We start from the raw sequence: 18,131 nt of genomic DNA, 5'->3' as shown, positions 1-18,131 counted from the left end.
ACTGACATGGCATCATTGGGCAGTCTGTGGGGCAGCTTCACGGGCGACAGTCAGAAACGTCGCGCGGAGGAAGCCATCGGCAGTCGTCGGCGAACTTGCAACAGGGCTTCGACCAGGGCTCCGGCTATATCAAGGACTACAACGAGCAGGGCAACGCGCACCTTCAACCCTACGCACAGCAGGGGCTTGGAGCGAACAAGCTCTATGGCACGTTTCTCGGGCTCGACGGCGCCGATGCGCAGCGGGGGGCCTTCCAGAACTACGCCGGCGCCGATCCCTTCCGCCAGTACAACGAGGACAACGCCCTCAAGGCCATGTCGCGGCAGTTCAACCGGCTGGGCATGCTGGACAGCGGCAATTCCCGGTACGCCATGAGCAAGGCCATGCTCGATCGCGGCTCGCAGGACTTCGACACCTACATGCAGCGCCTCGCCGGCATGGGACAGCAGGGCATGGGCGCTGCGAACGCGCTCGCCGGCTACGCCAACCAGACCGGCGGCATGCTGGGCCAGATGCGCATGAACCTCGGCCAGCAGCAGGCCGGCAACGCCATCAACTACCAGAACTCTCTCGCGGCGGCTGACGGGATCTTCGGCAACAATCTGCTGAAGGTCGCGGCATTGGCGGCGGCTCCGTTCACGGGCGGGGCAACACTCCCGTTTGCGTTCGGCGGTGGCACGCCGGGCGGGTCCACGCTCATGGGCAACAACTGGACCGGGAAGGGTCAATAACGGATGGCGCTTCCCCAATACACCATGGGGCAGGTCAACCTGCTCGACTTCACGCCGATCGAGAACGCCCTCGGCCGGGCCATGAAGCAGCGGCAGTTGGATCGGGACTATGGCATGCAGCAAGAGCGCATGGGCATGGACCGGGAGCGGCTTGGGTTTGATCGCCAGCGCATGGAGCGCGAGGCGGCTATGGACCCGCTTCGCATGAAGATGCTCGAGGCTCAGTTGGCACAGCAGAACGCTGAGACGGGCATGCTGCCGCTGAAGCGCAACCAACTCGCGGCGCAGATCGAACTGTTGCAGGCCCAGGCGCGGCAGGCGCAGCAGAAAGACGCCATGGACCAAATCATCATGCAGCAGTTCGGCGTTGGCCAGCAGCCGGTGCCCGCTCCGTCGTCACCGATCCGTCCGCAGTCGTATGCGCCGACGCCGGAGCGCCCGGCGATCATGACGCCGGCCACGACTGGGCTTGAACCGCCCGCGCCGACCGGCGATCCGATGCTGATCCGCACGCAGGCAGCACCAGGACAGCCGCAGCAGGCCCCGGCACAGCCGCAAGATCCAGTCGTCCAAACGCCGATGGGACCGATGCCGGCAAGTAAGGCTCGCATGCTTGGCTTCCTTCTCGCCTACAAGGGCAAGGGCGAAGCGGGCAAGATGATTGCCGACCCTGCCGACCCGACGAAGCTCCCGAAAGAGGCGCTCAACGAGATCGGTAAAACCGAGGTCAATCTTACGGAACAGCTCGGCCGCATGCGCGAGATCGCGCGCCAGTTCCGGCCGGAGTTCCTGACGTTCGAGGAGCAGGCCAAGCAATACGGCGTGTCCTGGCTCGACAAGTTTGACGCGACACGATCGAAGCTCACGCCGGAACAGATTCAGCAGCACGCCCAATATACGGCCTTCCGCCGCGACACCGTGGACAACCTCAACCGCTACATCAAGGAAATCACGGGCGCCGCGATGGGAGTGGAGGAAGCCAAGCGGATCATCTCGGCTCAGCCGAACATGGACGACGGCCCGACTGCGTTCATGGCCAAGATCAAGGCCACGCAGCGCGCGGCGGAATTGGCCGTGGCACGCACCCGCTATCTGCGCCAATACGGCTTCAACGGCCAGCCCTGGAACGGCGACAAGGAAGCGGCCGCACGCGCGGTTCCGCTCGAGCGCATGAAAGGCATCATCCTCGAGGACGGCAAGCAGGTGCGCCAGCAAATCAAGCAGCAGTTCCCAGACGCCGGTGACGATCAGATCAACGGGGCTGTCCGGGCGCACATCCGGTCCAAGTACGGGATGGACATCTGATGGACTTGGAAGCGCTGATTTTTGGCGACGAAGACCCGTATTTGGTCAAGACGCAAGCGCCTATCCAGCGGCCTGATCCGATCCCGCGCCCGGCCCCCGTCGAACGTCCTGGCAGTCGGTCGCCGGCCCCGCCGCGCTTCCAGTTCAAGCCAGAAGCCGCGCCAAAGTTCGGCGGCATGGTCGATCAGGAGTCGCAACCGGCCGCGCCTGCACAGAAGCCAGGAATGCGCACGCTCAAGGATTCCGAGTTCGAAGATCTGATATTCGGCGACGGCACGCCAACCCCGCAACGCCCCGCACAAGCGCCGGGAAAGACCCCACCCTTTCCAGGCTTCAAGCCGATTGAAAAAGAAGGTTGGGGCGAGTGGTTCGTCAACAACGTCATGGGCCGCAAAGACCCGCGCTATGGCGATCTGCCGTCGATCCGAACGCAACTCGAAAAGGAGTACGACCAGGGCGGCGTGCCTGAGAACTTTGGAAAATACTGGAAAATCGTTGCCGGCGCAGCTCTGACCAGTGACGACGAGGCGCAGGGAAACATCGTCAAGAATGCCCTCGGAGATCGCTTCATCGGGCTGGAAAAGGACGCGCACGGCGCGGTGATCGTCAACTATCGGGGGGCCAACGGTCTACCGCAGAAGGCCTATGTCAATCGGCCGGGGCTCGAGGGCGAGGATGTCCGCGACTTCGTTGGGCAGGCGGCGCCCTATATGCTCATGGGCCGGATGGCGGGAGCCGTAATGCCGGGCAATGGGTTGTTCGGCATGGCCGGTCAAGGCCTCGGTGCTGGCTCCGTCAGTCTGTTGCAGGACACAGGTGCATTCCTTCTTGGGTCTGAGAAGGCGCCAGATCCGACAAAAGCAGGCGTTGTGGGAACACTCACCGCAGGCCTGCATGGGCTGGCTCCGATCGCTGGAAGCCTGTGGCGCAAGCTGGTCACGGAGCCGGGTCTATTCAATCGCTCAGCCGGGACGCTCACGCCGCGCGGCGTCGAGGCGGCAAAGGCGGCGGGCCTCAACCCGGCCGATCTGCCGGAGGACATCGCGGCGCAGTTCGCCAAGGAATACGCCCGCACGGGTAGCGGTCCTGTGGCTGGCCAGACAGTCGCCGGCCGCGAGTTTGGCATCCAGGGCACTCGTGGCCAGATCACCAAGCGGCCGGATTACCTCGCCAACGAGGAGGCCATGCGGCGCAACATCCTGGGCGACCTGGCGCGGGAGATCATCACCCGCCACGATCAGGCGCAGAGGCAGGCTATCTCTGATGCCGTGATGGGGGACGGCCCCAAGAGCATTGCAGCCCGGATTGCGCCTAGTCGCGGGTCTGGCAATGTTCCCCCGGTGGCAATCGGCGAGAACATCCAGGGCGGATTGCAGGCTGCGCGGGAGACGGCAAAGAAGATTGAGAAAGAGGCGTGGGACAAGGTAGGTCCGACCTACGCCACGGAAGATGCGCTCAATCTGTTGCCGCGCCAGATTGCGCAAGAGATTGGCGACTTGGCACCGCTAGCCGCTGAAAAGCCGGTCACGCCGGTCAGCAATGTCATGCTGGACATGCTGCGCAAGTTCCGCAAGGGTGATCCGTTGCAAACGGCTGATGAATTCCTTGGCGAAGCAACTGTGCCAGAGATCGACGCGCTTCGGCGATCGTTGCTCAAGATGATGAGCAAAGCCGAGGGTTCTGACAAGGATGTAGCTGGCCGCGTTTACGGCGGGTTCAACAAGTGGATCAAGGAGGCCGAGGATCAGGCGCTCCTGATTGGTGATGCGGGCACATTCGAGGCCATGCGCGCGGCGCGGGATGCGACGTCTGGCTGGCGCAGCATCTTCTCGGAGCGCGATTTTCGCGGGGTCTCGGAGCCGGGTCGTCGCCTAGTCCAGAACATCATGGACAAGACCGACAGTCCCGAGGGCATTGTGCGGCAACTGTTCGGCACCACGCCGCAAGCCGACATCAAGCCCGGCGCGATCGAGGCTGTGCGCCTCATCAAGCGCGGCGTGCAGACGTACTTGCCAGAGGACCAGGCCAAAGCCGTCGTCGATGACCTGAAGCTCGGCTATTGGCTCAACCTGACGAAAGACCCCGCCGGCAACGTGCGAACGCCGACGATGCTGGCGAAGAACATCGACCAAGCCATGCAGAAGCAGCAATCGGCCATGCGGGAACTGTTCGATCCTGCCGAGATCGCCCTCATGCGCCGCTTCTCCTACGCGATGAAACAGATTGCCTACAAAGATCCGAACCCGTCCGGCACGTCCTACAACGTGGCGCAGTTCACGAAGAACGCCGGCCAAGCCCTGCTTCGATTGCTCGCCGTGCAAGAAGGGCCGCTGGCCAAAGTGATGAGCATGGCGCTCGGCTCGACGCCTATCATCAATCAGATCGGCCGCGTGTCGGCTCAGTCGGCCGTCAATCCGCGCATCCCTTCGGTCAATCCTGCGGTCGCTCCAATCGGCGCCGCAGTTACGGACGCTCGTCGTGAGCGTAACCGATAGCCATGGCTGATCTGACATCCCGTCCCGGATTGAGCCTGCTCGACGCTCTTGCCGCCATGTATGCCAATCAAGCCCCAGATGAGGGCGCATGGCGCGACAAGTTCATTGCGGACAACCAAGACTGGCCGGACCTCTACAAGTCGCCCAACTTCGCTGGCCGGTTCGGCGGGGCTTTTCGGCCGACAGAAAGCGACGTCCGACGCAGCACCATCGCCGACATGCTCATGCGCTACGGCCTCGAGATCGGCCCACGTGAGTCCGACAACGTCCGCGACGTGACGCAATCGGTTTCAATGAACCCGCTGCAAGCCGTGCGCGACCTCTACCAGTCGCAACAGCACGTCAACGCCCTCGGCCGCTACCTGCTGCCGCCCTTCTGATCTCTCCTCCCGTCCCGCGTTCCGATCCACTTTGAGCCGCAAGGACTCAAGGCATGACCGCCTCTATCCCGATTTTCTCCCCGATGGTCCGTGTTCTCGACGCCTCGGGCGATCCCGTCGCCTCTGGAACGGTCGAGTTCTACAGCGCGGGCACCAGCACCCCGAAAACCGTCTACGCCGACGCTGATCTGACGATCGAACTCGGGACCACGGTCTCAACCGATGCCGGCGGCTATCCCGTAACTTCGGGCAATGCCCGGACGCTCGTCTACACAGGCACCAGTGCCTTCAAGATGATCGTGAAGGATTCAGCCGGGGCAACGCTCGTCACCCATGACAACGTCCCTGGCGCGGTCGTGGTGCCGGATGCGGAGACCTCGGCCCTGTCCGAGACGCCGATCGTCTCGAAGACGACCAACTACACCGTGGTTGCTGGCGATCAGGGCAAGCTGCTCAACTGCAACTGCACGTCGGGCGCGTTTGCGATCACGCTGCTGTCTGCCGTCACGGCCGGCGATGGATTCGAGGTTACAATCCGCCACGTCGGCACGGCCAATCAGGTGACGGTGCGGTCCTCGGGAACGGAGACGATCAGCCATTCGGGGAAGGCCAGCTACTCCGTCGCGCTCAAGAGCTACGGGCAATCGCTCTGCTTCGTGTCGGACGGTGCCAACTGGCTGGTCAAGGCATCGTCACCGCCGCGCATGCTCGATGGCGTGCCGTTCTTCACGGTCGCTGATCGCCTGACGGCTACGCCAAGTTCACCGACGCCGGGTGCCCGCTACATCATCACGGGAAGCCCAACAGGCGCATGGTCCACGCTGAGCTTCACCTCGGGGCAGATTGCCGAGGCGGACGGCAACGGCTCGTGGTTCGCCTACACGCCGGCCGATGGCTGGACGGCCTACGTTGAGGACGAGAACGTCATCACGCAGTACCGTGACAGCACATGGACGGATCTGTCCAACGTCACGGCCCCCGCTGCGACCTACCTCGGCCGCGCTCTATTCCGCGATGAGAAATCGACCAACACCAACGGCGGAACTCCGACCAATACGGCATGGACCAAGTCTGACATCAACACGACCGTCAACAACAGCATCACCGGCCTGTCTCTCGCGAGCAGCGTGTTGACGTTCACGGGTCTAACGGGGCGTTTCCTGATCCGGGCGACGAAATCGTTCTACGCGACGCAAGAGACGCAAATTCGGCTTAGGGACACGACGAACAACACCACGTTCGGCGTATCCCCGCAGGTCTATGCGTCCAGCTATACATCGGGCACCGGACCCGCTTCTATCCTGGCTGGCGCTTCGCCGACCGTGTTTGGCGTTCTCAATCTCGACGGCACGACGACCAACGTCGAGCTGCAGTACTACGTCACGAACAACCCGGCGTCCGGCCTTGGCCGTGTTCGCAACGTCAGTGGCGAAAACGAGGTCTATGCGCAAATCGAGGTTCTGGACTTATCGGCGCAGCAAGGCCCGGCCGGCACGCAAGGCACACAGGGCGTTGACGGCCTCGACGCGGCCTATCCCTATCAGTGGTCAACGGCCACGAGCGGAGACCCTGGCTCGGGCAAGGTTCGTGGCAACAACGCGACGATTGCCTCGATTACCGAGATTGCCATCAGCGAGACGGACTCGGCCGGCGGAGCTATGGCCGGTGTCATTGACACATGGGACAGCGGCACCAGCTCGGTCAAAGCCCGCATCAAGATCAGCAAGGAAGGGGCAACGCAGAACTTCCACTATTTCTACATCACGGGCGCGGGTACGGATCAGGGTTCCTATTGGACGTTCCCGGTTGCCTACACGAGCACATCCGGCACGATCAGCAACGGCGACAACTGCGCGGTTCTGGTCATTGAGAAGGGTGACAAGGGCGACACGGGCACATCTGGTTCGGCTGGCGCAACCGGCGCGACGGGAGCCACGGGCGCAACCGGCCCCAACACGGGCCTTGACTATGCGTGGTCAACGGCCACCTCGGGCGATCCTGGCTCGGGCAAGGTGCTCGCCAATAATGCGACCCTCACCAGCGCCACGGCCATCAACATCAGCAAGACCGGCCGGAACTCGGAATCGCTCGGCGCAGTCATCGCGACCTGGGACGACAGCACGAACACCAGCCATTACGGCCATCTGCGCATCTTCACCGTTGCGGATCGGACGGAATACATCGAGGCCGAAGTCACCGGCCTGACCGATAACTCCACCTACTACACGGTTGCCGTCACCGTCACCGCAGCGGCCGGCACGCCATCGGACAATGACGTCATGGCCGTGATGTTCGAGCGGACAGGCAACAAGGGCGCGGACGGTGCGGGCGTCGGTGACGTCGTTGGGCCTGCTGCATCTGTCGACGGAGAAATCGCTCTTTATGACTCGACAACCGGCAAGCTGCTCAAGCGGGCCAGCACGACGGGCCTGCTGAAAGCAACCAGCGGCGTCCTGGCTGCGGCGTCGGCGGGAACGGATTACGTTGCGCCAGGCGGCGCACTCGGAACCCCGTCAAGCGGCACCCTCACAAACGCGACTGGCCTGCCAATCGCGACCGGTGTGTCAGGGCTTGGGACCGGAATTGCCGCAGCGCTAGCGGTCAACACGGGCTCAGCCGGAGCCCCCGCTTTGGTCAATGGCGCGCTCGGGACGCCATCGAGCGGCACCCTCACGAACTGCACCGGACTCCCTCAGGCGGGTGTTACTGGCCTCACGACGTCGGACAGCCCGCAATTCACCGGCGTGAATGTCGGGCACGCCTCAGACACGACCATCACGCGCTCGGAGGCCGGCGTCATCGCGGTGGCGGGCGTGCCGCTGTTCTCGAATATCCCGGTCGTCAGCAAAAGCGCAGATGCCACGCTCGTTCTGTCCGAGGCGCAGAAGCTCATCTACCATCCGGGCAGCGACAACAACGCGCGGACCTTCACGATCCCGGCGAACGCATCGGTGGCCTACCCTGTCGGAACGTGCATCGCGTTCTTTAACTCCATCAACACCGTGACGATCGCGATCACGTCGGACACCATGGCCCTCGCTGGCTCAGGATCGACGGGCAGCAGGACGCTCGCCGCCAATGGATGGGCCGTCGCTCTCAAGATCGCCACTACATCGTGGGTTATCTACGGGCCGGGGCTGACCTGATGAACGCGTTCTTCCACATGATGATGGCGGTGCTCGGCGCGTCTACTGGATGTTCGTGCACGCCGGCCTATGTCACGGGCAACCGAACGGCGAGCATCACCGGGTCGTCGTCCGGCATCACGATGAACAGCGGCTCTATGTCGGAGCTGCTGGACGGCACCACGACGGACAACTCTGGCTTCTGGCCGAGTGGCATGTCGTCGTCGAGCTACATGCAGTTTGATTTCGGGTCCGGCGCGTCGGTCAAGATCACCGAAGTCAAGGTGTACCAGGGGCCGACCGCGACGAATTGGGGCACGTGGAAGTGGCAGGGCTCGAACGACGGCTCGTCATGGACGGACCTCACGTCGGCCTTCACGTTCGCAGGAGCGGGCGACACGACCGACACCAGCCTGTCAGGCAACACGGTCGGGTATCGGTATTACCGCCTGCAAGCCGTGTCGCCGACCGCTGGTCCCGCCTCGACGTGGATTGACGAGATCGAGTTTAAGCAATGCACGTGTTGAGACGGCTGCCCGTCTCCTCCGTTGGAGGGCGTTGGCCTGCTCGGCGATAGCATCACTTGGTACATGGACCAGTCCCCGAACGCATCGGCCACGATCCTCGACTACTCGCCGACGTTCAACAACGGCGTTCCGAGCGACACCACGGCCGGGATGCTGTCGCGCGTCGGCACCGTCATCGGCCAGAACCCGCAAGCGATCTTCCTGCTCGGCGGCGTCAACGACTATCCGCTAGGCCTGACGCGGGCGCAGACCAGGGACAACATCGTCGCGATCTGCAACGCGTGTCTGGCGGCCGGCATCGCGGTCTACGTCGAAGCCATCTTGCCAGTCGGGCCTGGGTATCCAAACTATGGCGGTGCGGGCGTGATGAACGCCGAGGCGGCCGAGCGCAACGCCATGGTCCAGTCCGCGCTACCAGTCGGAGCCACGTGGATCGATTGGGGCGGAACACTCACGTCAGGCGACTGGACGGGCGATCAGATCCATCTGTCAGCGTCGGGGTACGTGAAGATGAACGCAGCGCTTGCGTCCTACGTCGATCTCTACCGGTGACACACGCCGAGTTCACGCAGCCGGTCGCGCCACACGAGGTAGGCAGCCGGGCGCAGGTGTATCCCGTCGCCCAGGTAGTGGCGGGCAGGAATGTCCAGCCGTACCGCGTCAGGCAGCCGCTCGTTGATGCGATCGATCGCGGGATTGTAGCCGGGCCGTGGGTAGTCCTTAGTCACCGGCAGGACGGCCAGCACGATCGATCGCGGTGCCAGTAGCCGCAGAGCCTCGATATTTGCAGCCGTCTCGTCCGACGTAATCCCGGCCGCAACGTCATTGACGCCGGCCATGATGACGATCGTCTGAGGGCGAGCGGCGAGGACAGCGTCAGTCAGTTTCAGGAGGTCTCGCGTCGTCGCCGATGGTCTGCCGTAGTTGAGTGCCCCGCGACACAGTCCAGACGGCATGGCAGCGGTGATGCTGTCGCCGATCAAAACTGTCGATGGCGGAATCGCCCGAGAGCCAATCAGGCTCGCCGCCGCGCACATCAATATCCGAGCGAGGAGCATGCGCAACTATGACCCGAAATAAACTTGAGGGCAAGTAATGGCCCGCATCATTGAGGACGCCGGAGCGACGGCAGCGATCCTAAAGCCGCTGGCGCTGCCGGTGTTCGAGCCCGACAGTCTGCCGGACCCGGTGTCCTGCGTTCGCTCGGCCATCATCATCAACGACCGCCACAACGGCGAGCTGGTGCCCCGTCTCGCGATCTCCACCGGTGCGGCCTGGCTGCGCCTGGCTGTGCTCTCCGACCTCGGCAACACGTCACCGGTGGACGTGACGCCCATCGTGGAACGCACCACCCGTGAGGAAATCGCCCGAGCCCTCCCGGCAATCGTCCAGCAAGCCCTACCAGCACCAAGGCCGGGAGGGCTACCAGCTCCCGCCGATGCCGACCTTTACGAATCCGTCAGGGCTCAGGGTGCGTTGCTGCTGGAAGTGACTGCTGAACTCAACCGGCTCCGAGAGTACATCAATGCCGTAGCTTCGGAAGCGGCGGCGACGGGTGCGCGTGTCGTCGAAGAGAAGGCCGCATGAAGATCAGCGACAAGGGCCTCGACCTGATTAAGCAGGCCGAAGGCTACCACAAGCGCCAGAAGGACGGGAGCTGCAAGGCGTACCTCTGTCCGGCTGGCGTCTGGACGTGCGGTTGGGGCTCGACGGTTGGCGTCACGTCCACGACGCACTGGACCACCGAGGAAGCCACCGAGTCTCTACGCCGCGAAATGGGCGTGCACGAGGCCAACGTCATGCGCCTCGTTACCGTGCCTCTGACGCAGGGGCAGTTTGATGCGCTGGTGTCCCTCTGCTACAACATCGGGCCGGGGAACCTGAAAAAGTCGAACCTTCTGCGCCATCTGAATGCCGGCGACTATGCTCGAGCGGCCAGCCATTTCGCGGATTTCAAATATGCCAAAGTCCGGGGCGACACGGCTAAGCTCTACAAGGTGAAGGACGGCACATCCGTCGCGCTCGCCGGCCTCGTCTCGCGCCGGGCCTCGGAAACGCAACTGTTCCTCGAGGCCGTGCCCAATGAGCCCATGCCGCAGTCGATCGAGCCGCCAACGGCCAAGATGACCACGGGTGAGGCTGTCGCCAAGGTCGGAGGCCCTGCCACGGTCGGCGTCGGGACGGCAGCCACTGCGATCCAGGCCCCTCCTGACCTGTCATTCATCACCGCTTGGCAGGCAGTGACGAAACAGGCCGCAGAACTCGGCACCTGGGCCTGGGGAAACTGGAAGCTCACCCTTGCCGCCCTTGCTGCGTATGGGCTTATCGGCCACGTCCTGCCATGGTGGAGCAAGCGCAATGGCTGATGCTTACAGTCGCCCTGATTACTGGACGGACATGCTGCCTCAATCCTGGCAGCACTCTATCAACACGAATCCGATCCTCAACGCGCTCGGCCGCGCGTTGAACCGCCGACCTGCGGACATCGAAGGCGCGTCGAAACGCATCTTCGCGCAGCCCGGCGACCGTGAGATGGATGATCGAGCGTGGCTTTTGCAACAAGCGCAGCCGCAACGGAGGCTCAATCCGCTCGCCGCCGAAATGCTCGACAAGGGCGGGCTGCTGGCGAACTTCCTCGGCCCCAGCGTGAAGCTGCCCGGCGTTCCGCGTGCACCTGGCCGCTACGCGATGGAGTATCCTGGCGGCCGCATCGACTACAAGGACATGGACGGCGGCGTCCATGTCAGCGGCATTTATACCAACCCGGAAGCGCGGGGACAGGGAAACGCAAAGCAAGCGCTTCAGGAATTGATCGCGGCGGCTGACGCTGCCAAGCGGCCGATGAGCTTGGAAATATCTCCGGGGGCGCCCGGCGTTGACCCTGCTCGGCTGCGCCAGTGGTACGAGAGCCTCGGCTTTAGCGGGCCTGATTACGCAATGACCCGCCAACCGCCGCCCGCGGGCATCCGCGCCTATCACGGTTCTCCGCACGACTTCGACAAGTTCGACATCAGCAAAATCGGCACGGGTGAAGGTGCTCAGGCTTATGGCCCGGGGCTGTATTTTTCAGAATCCCCGGCGGTCGCGCGATCGTATGAAGGCATGCTGGCGGGCAACGGTTATGACCCCGCAGTGATCGCGCGGGATGCTCTCGAAAAGGCCGGCCGCGATCCAGTCAAAGCGATGTCGGTTTTGACAAAGGAAACGCCGCCGAGAACCGGCGTGCATGAAGTGGATATGGTGATCGACAGCTATTCTGAAGCGGCCGAGATATTGAAACGCCACGCAGCGGGTGCTGAAATGCCGTTACCAATGCGTGGCCGCATGTACGAAGTGAACATCAAGGCCGATCCTGACCAGTTCCTGGACTGGGATAAGCCGCTCTCACAGCAGCCGGAAGCGCGAGCGATCTTTGATCGCCTCCGCATCGACACCACACCAGAAGCGCCGCACGATAATCCGGCGGTCAACAACATTCGTGCGGGACTTGCTCAAGCCAACATGCGGCGCGACGATTGGCAAGATGCGCTGAAAAGACCCGAGACGGTTCAAGCCCTCCGCGACGCAGGCATCCCCGGCATCAAGTACCTAGACCAGCAGAGCCGGGTCTCAGGCCAGGGCTCTCGCAACTACGTCGTTTTCGACGACAAGCTGATCGAGATCCTCCGCAAGTACGGCCTCCTCCCGCCTGTTGCTGCCGGCACAGCCGCAGCCCTCAACCAGCAGGAGCCGGCGCAATGATCGGACTACTCGAATTTTTCGGTACGCTATGGGGCCGGGTGGCCCTCGGCGTCGGTATCATTTTCGCGTTGGTGGCAGTGCGTGCAGCGGACGTTCACAAGCAACGGAAGATCGGCGAGACACGCGCCGTCACCAAGATCGAGAAGGCCAATGAAAAAGCAACAGACCTCGGCCGCAAGGCTGCTGAAAAGTCTCGCGCTCCTGTCGCCCCTGGCCGGGTGCGCGCAAACCGAGACCCCTCTACCAGGGACTAGCAAGCTGCTCGACGAGCTGCCCCGCGTCCAGAACTCCACCAAGGCCCCCTGCTGGATGCAAGAGCAGGTCGCGGCCCAGAACAGCTACGTGGACAGCATCAAGGCTAAGAAAGAAGTCGTCTATCAGGCCCCGTGCAAGGTGGACCAACCGAAGATCGCAGAGGCGCGCAAATGAACGCCCACCAGTTGACGAGGATCGTCGATGCACTGGCACTCGAACGAGGTGGAAAATCGCCTCACGGTTGGCGAGGTGGAGCGGGAACAGATCGAGGAAACCCTCGAGGCCCACGACAAGCGCATCACGTTTTTGGAGCGGATGCTGCAAGGGATCATCTACGCAGTCGGAGCGTTGACAGCGGGCAAGTCCGGAGATCTGGTGGACGTTCTGCTTTCCATCCTGAAAGCGAAGACATGATCCACAGACTCAAGAAGCACCTTTGGTGGGTCGTCTTGTTCGTCCTGGCCGCAGTGGCGTTTCAGGTGGCCTCACGGCTGATTTGAGCGGGGCTTTTCCTTTCAATCGTCTGTTGGCGCTGCATCTAGCGCCGCCTCGACTGCCTTCAGCGTAGTAAAATCGCGGCAGCGATGCACGCGCTCTGCAAGAGCATGCCGGCCTTCTACAAATGCGGCGCGGTCAATGTCGTCTTCGCTGGTAGCGTATGGCCCAGGCCACTTGGCCTTGGCGCACTTATCCGCTGCATGAGGCTTCCAACCCGGCCGGCCAATCAGCCAGGACCGCGAGGTCTCCCCGATTATCTCAAGCGGCTCCCAATGTTCGCGCCATATCGGCCCGCCTACTGCGCGGCCATTCGCGTCTAGCCTGTAGACGCGGCGGTTTTGGTCGAACCGCCAAACTTTCATGCCAATGTGCGGCGCCATGGCGGCCTTTCCTTCGGTTGTTGCTATTGCTGAGAAGCGGACATTGCAGCGGGTACTGGGGGACGCGCAGCGATTGCATCCAACCAGCCGATAACTGCTATGCGGACTTTGCGATCGTCGGCGTGCGGATGCCGATAGCAGTGCCAGCCTGCATCATCGCGCTCGAATACGTCCCCGTTCCAACCGACGAACCCACTCCATGCGTCCTGAATTGACTGACCCAAATACACGCCTGTCGATGCGTGATACTCTGCCGATGTCTCGACATATGCCGATGCGTCAGCAAGGACGGCCTCGCCGTTGTCGAGGGCCAGCCAGACGACGCGCCTTTCGTGCTGCGATGGCTCAGTTAGTGTGACTGTCGGTTGCCACATTCTTGGACCCCTCCCAAGGTCCGCTATTTCCTCCGAGCCGCCGAAGCGGGCATTCCTTTCAATCGGCTCTCTATGTGAAATCGGCGGTTGTGCAAAAGCGGTAGTCGTCGTCATCCTTGTATTCATGCTGACGGCGTTCAGACTCCGAGTAGGGACCGTATTGATCGCGCGTCGCGGTCAGTGCACACAAGCCGCTGGTCTGCTTGTTCTCGACGATATCTACTAGCTCAGCTAGACTGACGGCATCGCCATACTCGTTCACGATTCGCTTATCAGCGAGGTAAAGTTTCCACGCCTTCCACGAGTAGATGCCCTCGCCATTGGCACGATCCAGCGGGGCAAATAGGAACTGCCAACCAATGCTAGACTTGCCAATGTGCACGCGACCATCGGAACGACCGCAGTGCGAACAAGGGTCGCTGAATGCGTAGTAGTTGGTTCCCATTGCGGGCTTTCCTTTCGATCAACCGACAGAATGCGGCACGTAGGCGGGGCCTAGAAGCTCTATCGTCTCGGCTGTAGGCACCATCCGCGCTGCGGCTTCGATATTTGGCGCTACGACGTACACGAATCCGAAAGCGCAGTCGATGTAGGTCGCGCCGAGCTTAAACTTGTCGCGCGAGGCGTTAGTTGTCGGAACGCTGATTTTGTAAGCCTTCACCGTGGGGCCTTCCTTCGGTTAGCGAAACAGGCTGGCGAGCCGTCCAGGCTCAAGGCCTAGTCCTGCTTCTAGGTTTGCAACTTGCTCGGCTGCGGTGAGGGGACGGCCGCGATCAATCTCGCGATGCAATACGATGACACGCAGCCGCAACTTCAACACTTCGCGGCGGGCTTCGTCGCGCGTCATTTCGAGGGCAGGCTTCTCTGACATCTGCCCGCAGCGGTTCCATCCTGCCGACATAGTGGGCATTCCTTCTAGTTGGCGGTCGGGTCGATCCGACCCTCGACGATACCCCAAGCGCGCTTCTTCACCGCAGCAAGGCCGCGCGCTCCCCACTTGGCTAGGATCGTGGCATTAATGCGCGTCCAGTCAGTCGGGCGACCAGCGCACTCCGATCTGATCGTCATGGCATACGTAAGCGCAACGTCCTTGCGCTTCGCGCCATGATTGATCTCGTTTTCGATGACCATCTCGCAGGCCATCAGGTGCTTGCCTGGCTGCATGGCGATTCCTTCTAGTAGTTGACGCGGACAATTTCTATGGTCACGCAATCGTATCCGGCAAATCCATTCAGTCGCGGCAAGATGTTCGCCGCGTGATATCCGAACGCCTGCGCAGCCGCCTGAGCGATCTCCACGTCCGTCGATCGCTCTCTTGCATGCAAAACGACCCCGCCCTTGAGATCGCAACGCTCGGCCTCCACGAGGATGCCCGCTCGCGTCAAATGCTCAAATCGCTTGTCGTTTAGCGGTGTCATAGCGGGGTTTCCTTTCAATTGGCGTGCCTTGCATCATGTCGCGCCTTGCGCGCTGGCGACCAACCGGAGAACTTCTCAACTTGCGTCTGTGATTGCCATTCCAATTCAAGGCGTATCGACTCTTGCAGATCGTAAACGCGCGCGCCCGTTTCCTCTGCGCTGCCGCGCGCACCGCGCGCCACGTTGGCGGCATGGCGCGCTTCGGCCTCGACTAACAATGCGCGAAGCCGCTTCACCTCCCGGCGAGACTTCGCGATCTGATACCGGCTGGTCGGCATGGCGGCCAATCCTTTCGATCAAAGATGTTTCAGGGCGTCTCGCATCTTGTCAGCGAGACCCAGGAGCCATCCGCACTGCTCACCCGCAGCCTGTTCGCGGATATCGCTCTCCACTTCCCGCAACGACTCAATCGCGTCGCGCTCCGCGTCTGCGATCTCTCGCTGCTCTTGGCGCTCGCGGCTCGACATCGTCATATCTGGCACAATGTGTCCGATCGTTCGCGGCATCTGGGCCTTTCCTTCTAGTTGGAGCTGGCAAAGCGGTGCAGGATCATTGACGCCTTACAGTCGAAATTGCGCAGCATGTTCATGCCGAGCCTGTCGAAGTTGCCGTGTGAGTGAGCTGCGAGTTGCGTCATCCGTAGCTGCACGCTCGCGCCATCCGGGACGTGCTGAGTGATGCCAGTCTCGCCCGGCCACCACTCCACGTGCGCGACCATGTGGATGCCGAGTTCCTTGCAGCGCTCGACGACTTTCAGCAGGGCGGGCGCTATCTCCGCATCATACGCGGCTTCGGCTTCCTTTTGCGTCGGCATGCTTGCGGGCCTTGATGTTCATGCGGCCTTGGCCGCCTTGGCGTCTACTTTCTTGATGCGCTCGGCTTCCTCTCGGTCAAGCCGTTCGGCCTTGTTCTTGGCAGCCTCAAAGCCTGCCGTTGTGATCATAAACGCATCGTCGGGCTGATAGCTGACGACGGGCGGGTAATGCACCGCCAACCCCTTCGCCACCAATCCGTGACAGCAACGTCGTCTCCGCCGGGCATAGTAGTAGTTGCGATACGCAACGCCACGGCTATCCGGATTCGACAGCCCGAGCGCATGGCGGATGAACTCGCGTTCGCGTTTCGTCAGCATCACGGCGGCCCTCAGTGACAGTTTTTGGATAGTGCCTTGTCGCCGTCTGGCGTGGCGACGTAGCGGTGCCCGACGCGGGCGACCAAACCGCGCGCCTCAAGCTGATCGAGATTGCGCCACCATGCACCGCGCTGGCGGTGTCGATAGCCGGGCGGAAAGTCACCCTTGCCGATGCCGTTCTCGCGTTCGCTGGCGAGTTGCAGGACATGTCGCTGGTGCTCGGTGAGCATGGCGGCCTTTCTGTTCAACAGCTCACGCCATTCAAAAGCGTCTCTGAAAAAGCCTGTTCTGGAAGTTCCCAGACGCTCGGCAAAAATTTCGTCAGTCTTTCGCGCCTGCTTGGCGTACCGATCGGAGGCTTCCACCTGGAGCAGCGCTTTCTTGTGGCGATCCCGAAGCCGTTCGATCTCGTCCGCCGCGTCGTTAGCGACGCGGCACTGGCAGGTGGCATGCTGGGGCGTGAACGGCTCGCGGTTGCACGGCGTCTCGCGAAGGCGTTCGATTATATCGCGCATGGTTCCGGCCTCCGTTCAGCGGGTGATGCCCGCAATTCATGTTCGCAAAGTAGCACGCCGCCGTTGACATTTCAAGCCCGTTCGTGCATTTTCAAAATCATGACCAAACTTCCCCACAAGATGCGCGGCTACGTGCGCCACCTGCCCCGAGTGCCGGGACACTTGCAGGCGGCGAAGCTGCGCGCGTTCGGCTTGACGGATACGGTCATCTATACCGAGGGCGACGGCGGCGAGGGCATCGTAGCGCTGATCCGGGCGCTACGAGGCGAGGCCGTTGTTGACGCAGTTCACTTGCTGGCGCCGCCGAAGGGCAAGACCAGTGACCGCCCGCGCCTGCGCTTTGGAATGCCATCCACGATATCGAGGCCAAGGGCGCGTCAATCATCGAAGTGGATAGCGGGCGCCACACGGCCATTCTGGCGCAGCGCGATGCTATGATCCGCGAAGCAATCGAGAAGATCACGCATTCGGGGCGCTCGCCGCGCAAGCGGGACGTGCCAGGGCGCCCGCCGGCCGAATACAGCGATGCCGAACTAGAGTTCGCGCGGCGTGAGTGGTTCGATCTCCGGCACCGCACGAACGGCGCGGCGCTCAAGGCGATCAAGCGCAAGCTGCCAAAGTGGACGCTGGCGCGATGCTACGACAAGGCAACGGGGTTCGGCCCGAGTGGCCGGGGAAAATAGGAGCGCTCGATTGCCCGGCGCGTACTACAACGAGAATGACCCATATGCAGCAGACTGGCTCGAAAACCTCATTGCTGACGGGCTCATTGCCGCCGGCGTCGTCGATCGGAGATCAATCGTCGATGTCCAGCCGAGAGACGTGCGGGACTTCGATCAATGCCACTTCTTCGCCGGCGCTGGCGGCTGGTCCTACGCGCTGCGACTTGCCGGCTGGGACGACGCGAGGGCGGTCTGGACTGATCGTGCCCATGCCAGCCGTTTTTCCGCAACGGGACGCCGGCGCGGCTTTGCCGACAAGCGCCACTTGTGGCCGCACTGGTTCCGCCTCATCCGCGAGTGCCAACCTGCAACGATCTTTGGCGAGCAGGTTGCGGGAGCTGGACAGTGGATCGACCAAGTATTCGCTGACCTGAAAGTCCCACTCCGCCTCCGGGGCGGCCGATCTGCCGGGCTGCATGCGCGGGCGCGCCACAAGCTCGGCAACGATTGTGGTTTGTGGCCGACGCCGCGCGCGCCGCCGGCAAGGCTGGACCGGACTATGCAAAAATTGGTCGGAGCCGAACCGGGATAAG

24 protein-coding genes are annotated in these 18,131 nt (G+C 62.5%); 15 read left to right on the top strand and 9 right to left on the bottom strand.

Translation table 11 applies throughout. The annotated features are described in order from the left end of the window. The first annotated feature begins 95 nt into the window (after positions 1–95). From IPK59_23360 to IPK59_23330, 7 genes are all read left to right on the top strand, one after another. Positions 96–731, top strand: a complete 636-nt coding sequence (locus tag IPK59_23360) for a hypothetical protein (GenBank protein MBK8161555.1) — start codon at positions 96–98, stop codon at positions 729–731. A gap of 3 nt (positions 732–734) precedes the next feature. Beyond that, positions 735–2,036, top strand: a complete 1,302-nt coding sequence (locus IPK59_23355) for a hypothetical protein (GenBank protein MBK8161554.1) — start codon at positions 735–737, stop codon at positions 2,034–2,036. Further along, the gene (locus IPK59_23350) at positions 2,036–4,531 is read left to right on the top strand and encodes a hypothetical protein (protein MBK8161553.1); all 2,496 of its coding nucleotides are present in this window, start codon (positions 2,036–2,038) and stop codon (positions 4,529–4,531) included. Before IPK59_23355 ends, IPK59_23350 begins: the two co-directional genes overlap by 1 nt. A 2-nt stretch (positions 4,532–4,533) precedes the next feature. After that, complete coding sequence (locus tag IPK59_23345; GenBank protein ID MBK8161552.1) at positions 4,534–4,911, top strand: hypothetical protein; 378 nt, start codon at positions 4,534–4,536, stop codon at positions 4,909–4,911. A 53-nt stretch (positions 4,912–4,964) separates the two neighbouring features. After that, positions 4,965–8,057 carry a DUF2793 domain-containing protein gene (locus IPK59_23340; GenBank protein ID MBK8161551.1) on the top strand — a complete coding sequence of 1,031 codons (3,093 nt, stop codon included), beginning with the start codon at positions 4,965–4,967 and terminating at the stop codon, positions 8,055–8,057. Next, a complete protein-coding gene (locus IPK59_23335; GenBank protein MBK8161550.1) occupies positions 8,057–8,563 on the top strand; it encodes a discoidin domain-containing protein in 507 nt (168 codons plus the stop codon). Before IPK59_23340 ends, IPK59_23335 begins: the two co-directional genes overlap by 1 nt. Before the next feature lie 63 nt (positions 8,564–8,626). Further along, the gene (locus IPK59_23330; GenBank protein MBK8161549.1) at positions 8,627–9,115 is read left to right on the top strand and encodes a hypothetical protein; all 489 of its coding nucleotides are present in this window, start codon (positions 8,627–8,629) and stop codon (positions 9,113–9,115) included. On the opposite strand, the gene IPK59_23325 is transcribed toward IPK59_23330, so the two are convergent. Then, complete coding sequence (locus IPK59_23325) at positions 9,106–9,627, bottom strand: hypothetical protein (protein ID MBK8161548.1); 522 nt, start codon at positions 9,625–9,627, stop codon at positions 9,106–9,108. The genes IPK59_23330 and IPK59_23325 overlap by 10 nt on opposite strands. Before the next feature lie 31 nt (positions 9,628–9,658). Here IPK59_23325 and IPK59_23320 point away from each other — a divergent pair, with 31 nt between their 5' ends. The 5 genes from IPK59_23320 to IPK59_23300 all read left to right on the top strand — a co-directional run bounded on the left by IPK59_23320 (position 9,659) and on the right by IPK59_23300 (position 12,973). Next, positions 9,659–10,150: a hypothetical protein gene (locus IPK59_23320; GenBank protein MBK8161547.1), complete on the top strand. Its 492-nt coding sequence runs from the start codon at positions 9,659–9,661 to the stop codon at positions 10,148–10,150. After that, on the top strand, positions 10,147–10,929 hold the full coding sequence (locus tag IPK59_23315; GenBank protein ID MBK8161546.1) for a lysozyme: 783 nt from the start codon (positions 10,147–10,149) through the stop codon (positions 10,927–10,929). Before IPK59_23320 ends, IPK59_23315 begins: the two co-directional genes overlap by 4 nt. Continuing rightward, positions 10,922–12,304, top strand: coding sequence for a hypothetical protein (locus IPK59_23310; GenBank protein MBK8161545.1), 1,383 nt, complete (start codon positions 10,922–10,924; stop codon positions 12,302–12,304). Before IPK59_23315 ends, IPK59_23310 begins: the two co-directional genes overlap by 8 nt. A gap of 150 nt (positions 12,305–12,454) precedes the next feature. Continuing rightward, the gene (locus IPK59_23305) at positions 12,455–12,733 is read left to right on the top strand and encodes a hypothetical protein (GenBank protein MBK8161544.1); all 279 of its coding nucleotides are present in this window, start codon (positions 12,455–12,457) and stop codon (positions 12,731–12,733) included. A gap of 27 nt (positions 12,734–12,760) precedes the next feature. Next, complete coding sequence (locus tag IPK59_23300) at positions 12,761–12,973, top strand: hypothetical protein (protein MBK8161543.1); 213 nt, start codon at positions 12,761–12,763, stop codon at positions 12,971–12,973. Between the two features lie 908 nt (positions 12,974–13,881). Here the strand turns inward: IPK59_23300 and IPK59_23295 are convergent. The 8 genes from IPK59_23295 to IPK59_23260 all read right to left on the bottom strand — a co-directional run bounded on the left by IPK59_23295 (position 13,882) and on the right by IPK59_23260 (position 16,361). Then, complete coding sequence (locus IPK59_23295) at positions 13,882–14,256, bottom strand: hypothetical protein (protein ID MBK8161542.1); 375 nt, start codon at positions 14,254–14,256, stop codon at positions 13,882–13,884. 234 nt (positions 14,257–14,490) lie between these two features. Next, a complete protein-coding gene (locus tag IPK59_23290; protein ID MBK8161541.1) occupies positions 14,491–14,712 on the bottom strand; it encodes a hypothetical protein in 222 nt (73 codons plus the stop codon). A gap of 14 nt (positions 14,713–14,726) precedes the next feature. Then, the gene (locus IPK59_23285) at positions 14,727–14,975 is read right to left on the bottom strand and encodes a hypothetical protein (GenBank protein ID MBK8161540.1); all 249 of its coding nucleotides are present in this window, start codon (positions 14,973–14,975) and stop codon (positions 14,727–14,729) included. Between the two features lie 11 nt (positions 14,976–14,986). Continuing rightward, positions 14,987–15,229, bottom strand: coding sequence for a hypothetical protein (locus IPK59_23280; GenBank protein ID MBK8161539.1), 243 nt, complete (start codon positions 15,227–15,229; stop codon positions 14,987–14,989). Positions 15,230–15,243: 14 nt separating this feature from the next. Further along, positions 15,244–15,507: a hypothetical protein gene (locus IPK59_23275; protein ID MBK8161538.1), complete on the bottom strand. Its 264-nt coding sequence runs from the start codon at positions 15,505–15,507 to the stop codon at positions 15,244–15,246. A gap of 18 nt (positions 15,508–15,525) precedes the next feature. Further along, entirely contained in the window at positions 15,526–15,735 is a 210-nt protein-coding gene (locus tag IPK59_23270) for a hypothetical protein (GenBank protein MBK8161537.1), read from the bottom strand. A gap of 14 nt (positions 15,736–15,749) precedes the next feature. Beyond that, positions 15,750–16,043: a hypothetical protein gene (locus tag IPK59_23265; GenBank protein MBK8161536.1), complete on the bottom strand. Its 294-nt coding sequence runs from the start codon at positions 16,041–16,043 to the stop codon at positions 15,750–15,752. Between the two features lie 18 nt (positions 16,044–16,061). Then, positions 16,062–16,361, bottom strand: a complete 300-nt coding sequence (locus tag IPK59_23260) for a hypothetical protein (GenBank protein MBK8161535.1) — start codon at positions 16,359–16,361, stop codon at positions 16,062–16,064. A gap of 65 nt (positions 16,362–16,426) precedes the next feature. Here IPK59_23260 and IPK59_23255 point away from each other — a divergent pair, with 65 nt between their 5' ends. Genes IPK59_23255 through IPK59_23245 form a run of 3 tightly spaced genes read left to right on the top strand, consistent with a single transcriptional unit; the run spans position 16,427 to position 18,130 of the window. Beyond that, on the top strand, positions 16,427–17,314 hold the full coding sequence (locus IPK59_23255; protein ID MBK8161534.1) for a hypothetical protein: 888 nt from the start codon (positions 16,427–16,429) through the stop codon (positions 17,312–17,314). Beyond that, entirely contained in the window at positions 17,311–17,559 is a 249-nt protein-coding gene (locus IPK59_23250) for a hypothetical protein (GenBank protein ID MBK8161533.1), read from the top strand. Before IPK59_23255 ends, IPK59_23250 begins: the two co-directional genes overlap by 4 nt. Positions 17,560–17,569: 10 nt before the next feature. Further along, on the top strand, positions 17,570–18,130 hold the full coding sequence (locus IPK59_23245; protein MBK8161532.1) for a DNA cytosine methyltransferase: 561 nt from the start codon (positions 17,570–17,572) through the stop codon (positions 18,128–18,130). The last annotated feature ends 1 nt before the right edge of the window (position 18,131 follow it).

Source organism: Rhodospirillaceae bacterium (assembly GCA_016712715.1).
Lineage (GTDB): Bacteria > Pseudomonadota > Alphaproteobacteria > Dongiales > Dongiaceae > Dongia.
The sequence above is the reverse complement of the archived record's forward strand: the minus strand, read 5'-3'. Positions and strand labels throughout refer to the sequence as shown.

Excerpts from the sequence above, each read along its gene's own strand:
- IPK59_23355 (MBK8161554.1), top strand. The coding sequence starts at position 735 with ATGGCGCTTCCCCAATACACCATGGGGCAGGTCAACCTGCTCGACTTC.
- IPK59_23350 (MBK8161553.1), top strand. The coding sequence starts at position 2,036 with ATGGACTTGGAAGCGCTGATTTTTGGCGACGAAGACCCGTATTTGGTC.
- IPK59_23345 (MBK8161552.1), top strand. The coding sequence starts at position 4,534 with ATGGCTGATCTGACATCCCGTCCCGGATTGAGCCTGCTCGACGCTCTT.
- IPK59_23340 (MBK8161551.1), top strand. The coding sequence starts at position 4,965 with ATGACCGCCTCTATCCCGATTTTCTCCCCGATGGTCCGTGTTCTCGAC.
- IPK59_23335 (MBK8161550.1), top strand. The coding sequence starts at position 8,057 with ATGAACGCGTTCTTCCACATGATGATGGCGGTGCTCGGCGCGTCTACT.
- IPK59_23330 (MBK8161549.1), top strand. The coding sequence starts at position 8,627 with ATGGACCAGTCCCCGAACGCATCGGCCACGATCCTCGACTACTCGCCG.
- IPK59_23320 (MBK8161547.1), top strand. The coding sequence starts at position 9,659 with ATGGCCCGCATCATTGAGGACGCCGGAGCGACGGCAGCGATCCTAAAG.
- IPK59_23315 (MBK8161546.1), top strand. The coding sequence starts at position 10,147 with ATGAAGATCAGCGACAAGGGCCTCGACCTGATTAAGCAGGCCGAAGGC.
- IPK59_23310 (MBK8161545.1), top strand. The coding sequence starts at position 10,922 with ATGGCTGATGCTTACAGTCGCCCTGATTACTGGACGGACATGCTGCCT.
- IPK59_23305 (MBK8161544.1), top strand. The coding sequence starts at position 12,455 with ATGAAAAAGCAACAGACCTCGGCCGCAAGGCTGCTGAAAAGTCTCGCG.
- IPK59_23300 (MBK8161543.1), top strand. The coding sequence starts at position 12,761 with ATGCACTGGCACTCGAACGAGGTGGAAAATCGCCTCACGGTTGGCGAG.
- IPK59_23295 (MBK8161542.1), bottom strand. The coding sequence starts at position 14,256 with ATGGGAACCAACTACTACGCATTCAGCGACCCTTGTTCGCACTGCGGT.
- IPK59_23290 (MBK8161541.1), bottom strand. The coding sequence starts at position 14,712 with ATGTCGGCAGGATGGAACCGCTGCGGGCAGATGTCAGAGAAGCCTGCC.
- IPK59_23285 (MBK8161540.1), bottom strand. The coding sequence starts at position 14,975 with ATGCAGCCAGGCAAGCACCTGATGGCCTGCGAGATGGTCATCGAAAAC.
- IPK59_23280 (MBK8161539.1), bottom strand. The coding sequence starts at position 15,229 with ATGACACCGCTAAACGACAAGCGATTTGAGCATTTGACGCGAGCGGGC.
- IPK59_23275 (MBK8161538.1), bottom strand. The coding sequence starts at position 15,507 with ATGCCGACCAGCCGGTATCAGATCGCGAAGTCTCGCCGGGAGGTGAAG.
- IPK59_23270 (MBK8161537.1), bottom strand. The coding sequence starts at position 15,735 with ATGCCGCGAACGATCGGACACATTGTGCCAGATATGACGATGTCGAGC.
- IPK59_23265 (MBK8161536.1), bottom strand. The coding sequence starts at position 16,043 with ATGCCGACGCAAAAGGAAGCCGAAGCCGCGTATGATGCGGAGATAGCG.
- IPK59_23260 (MBK8161535.1), bottom strand. The coding sequence starts at position 16,361 with ATGCTGACGAAACGCGAACGCGAGTTCATCCGCCATGCGCTCGGGCTG.
- IPK59_23250 (MBK8161533.1), top strand. The coding sequence starts at position 17,311 with ATGATCCGCGAAGCAATCGAGAAGATCACGCATTCGGGGCGCTCGCCG.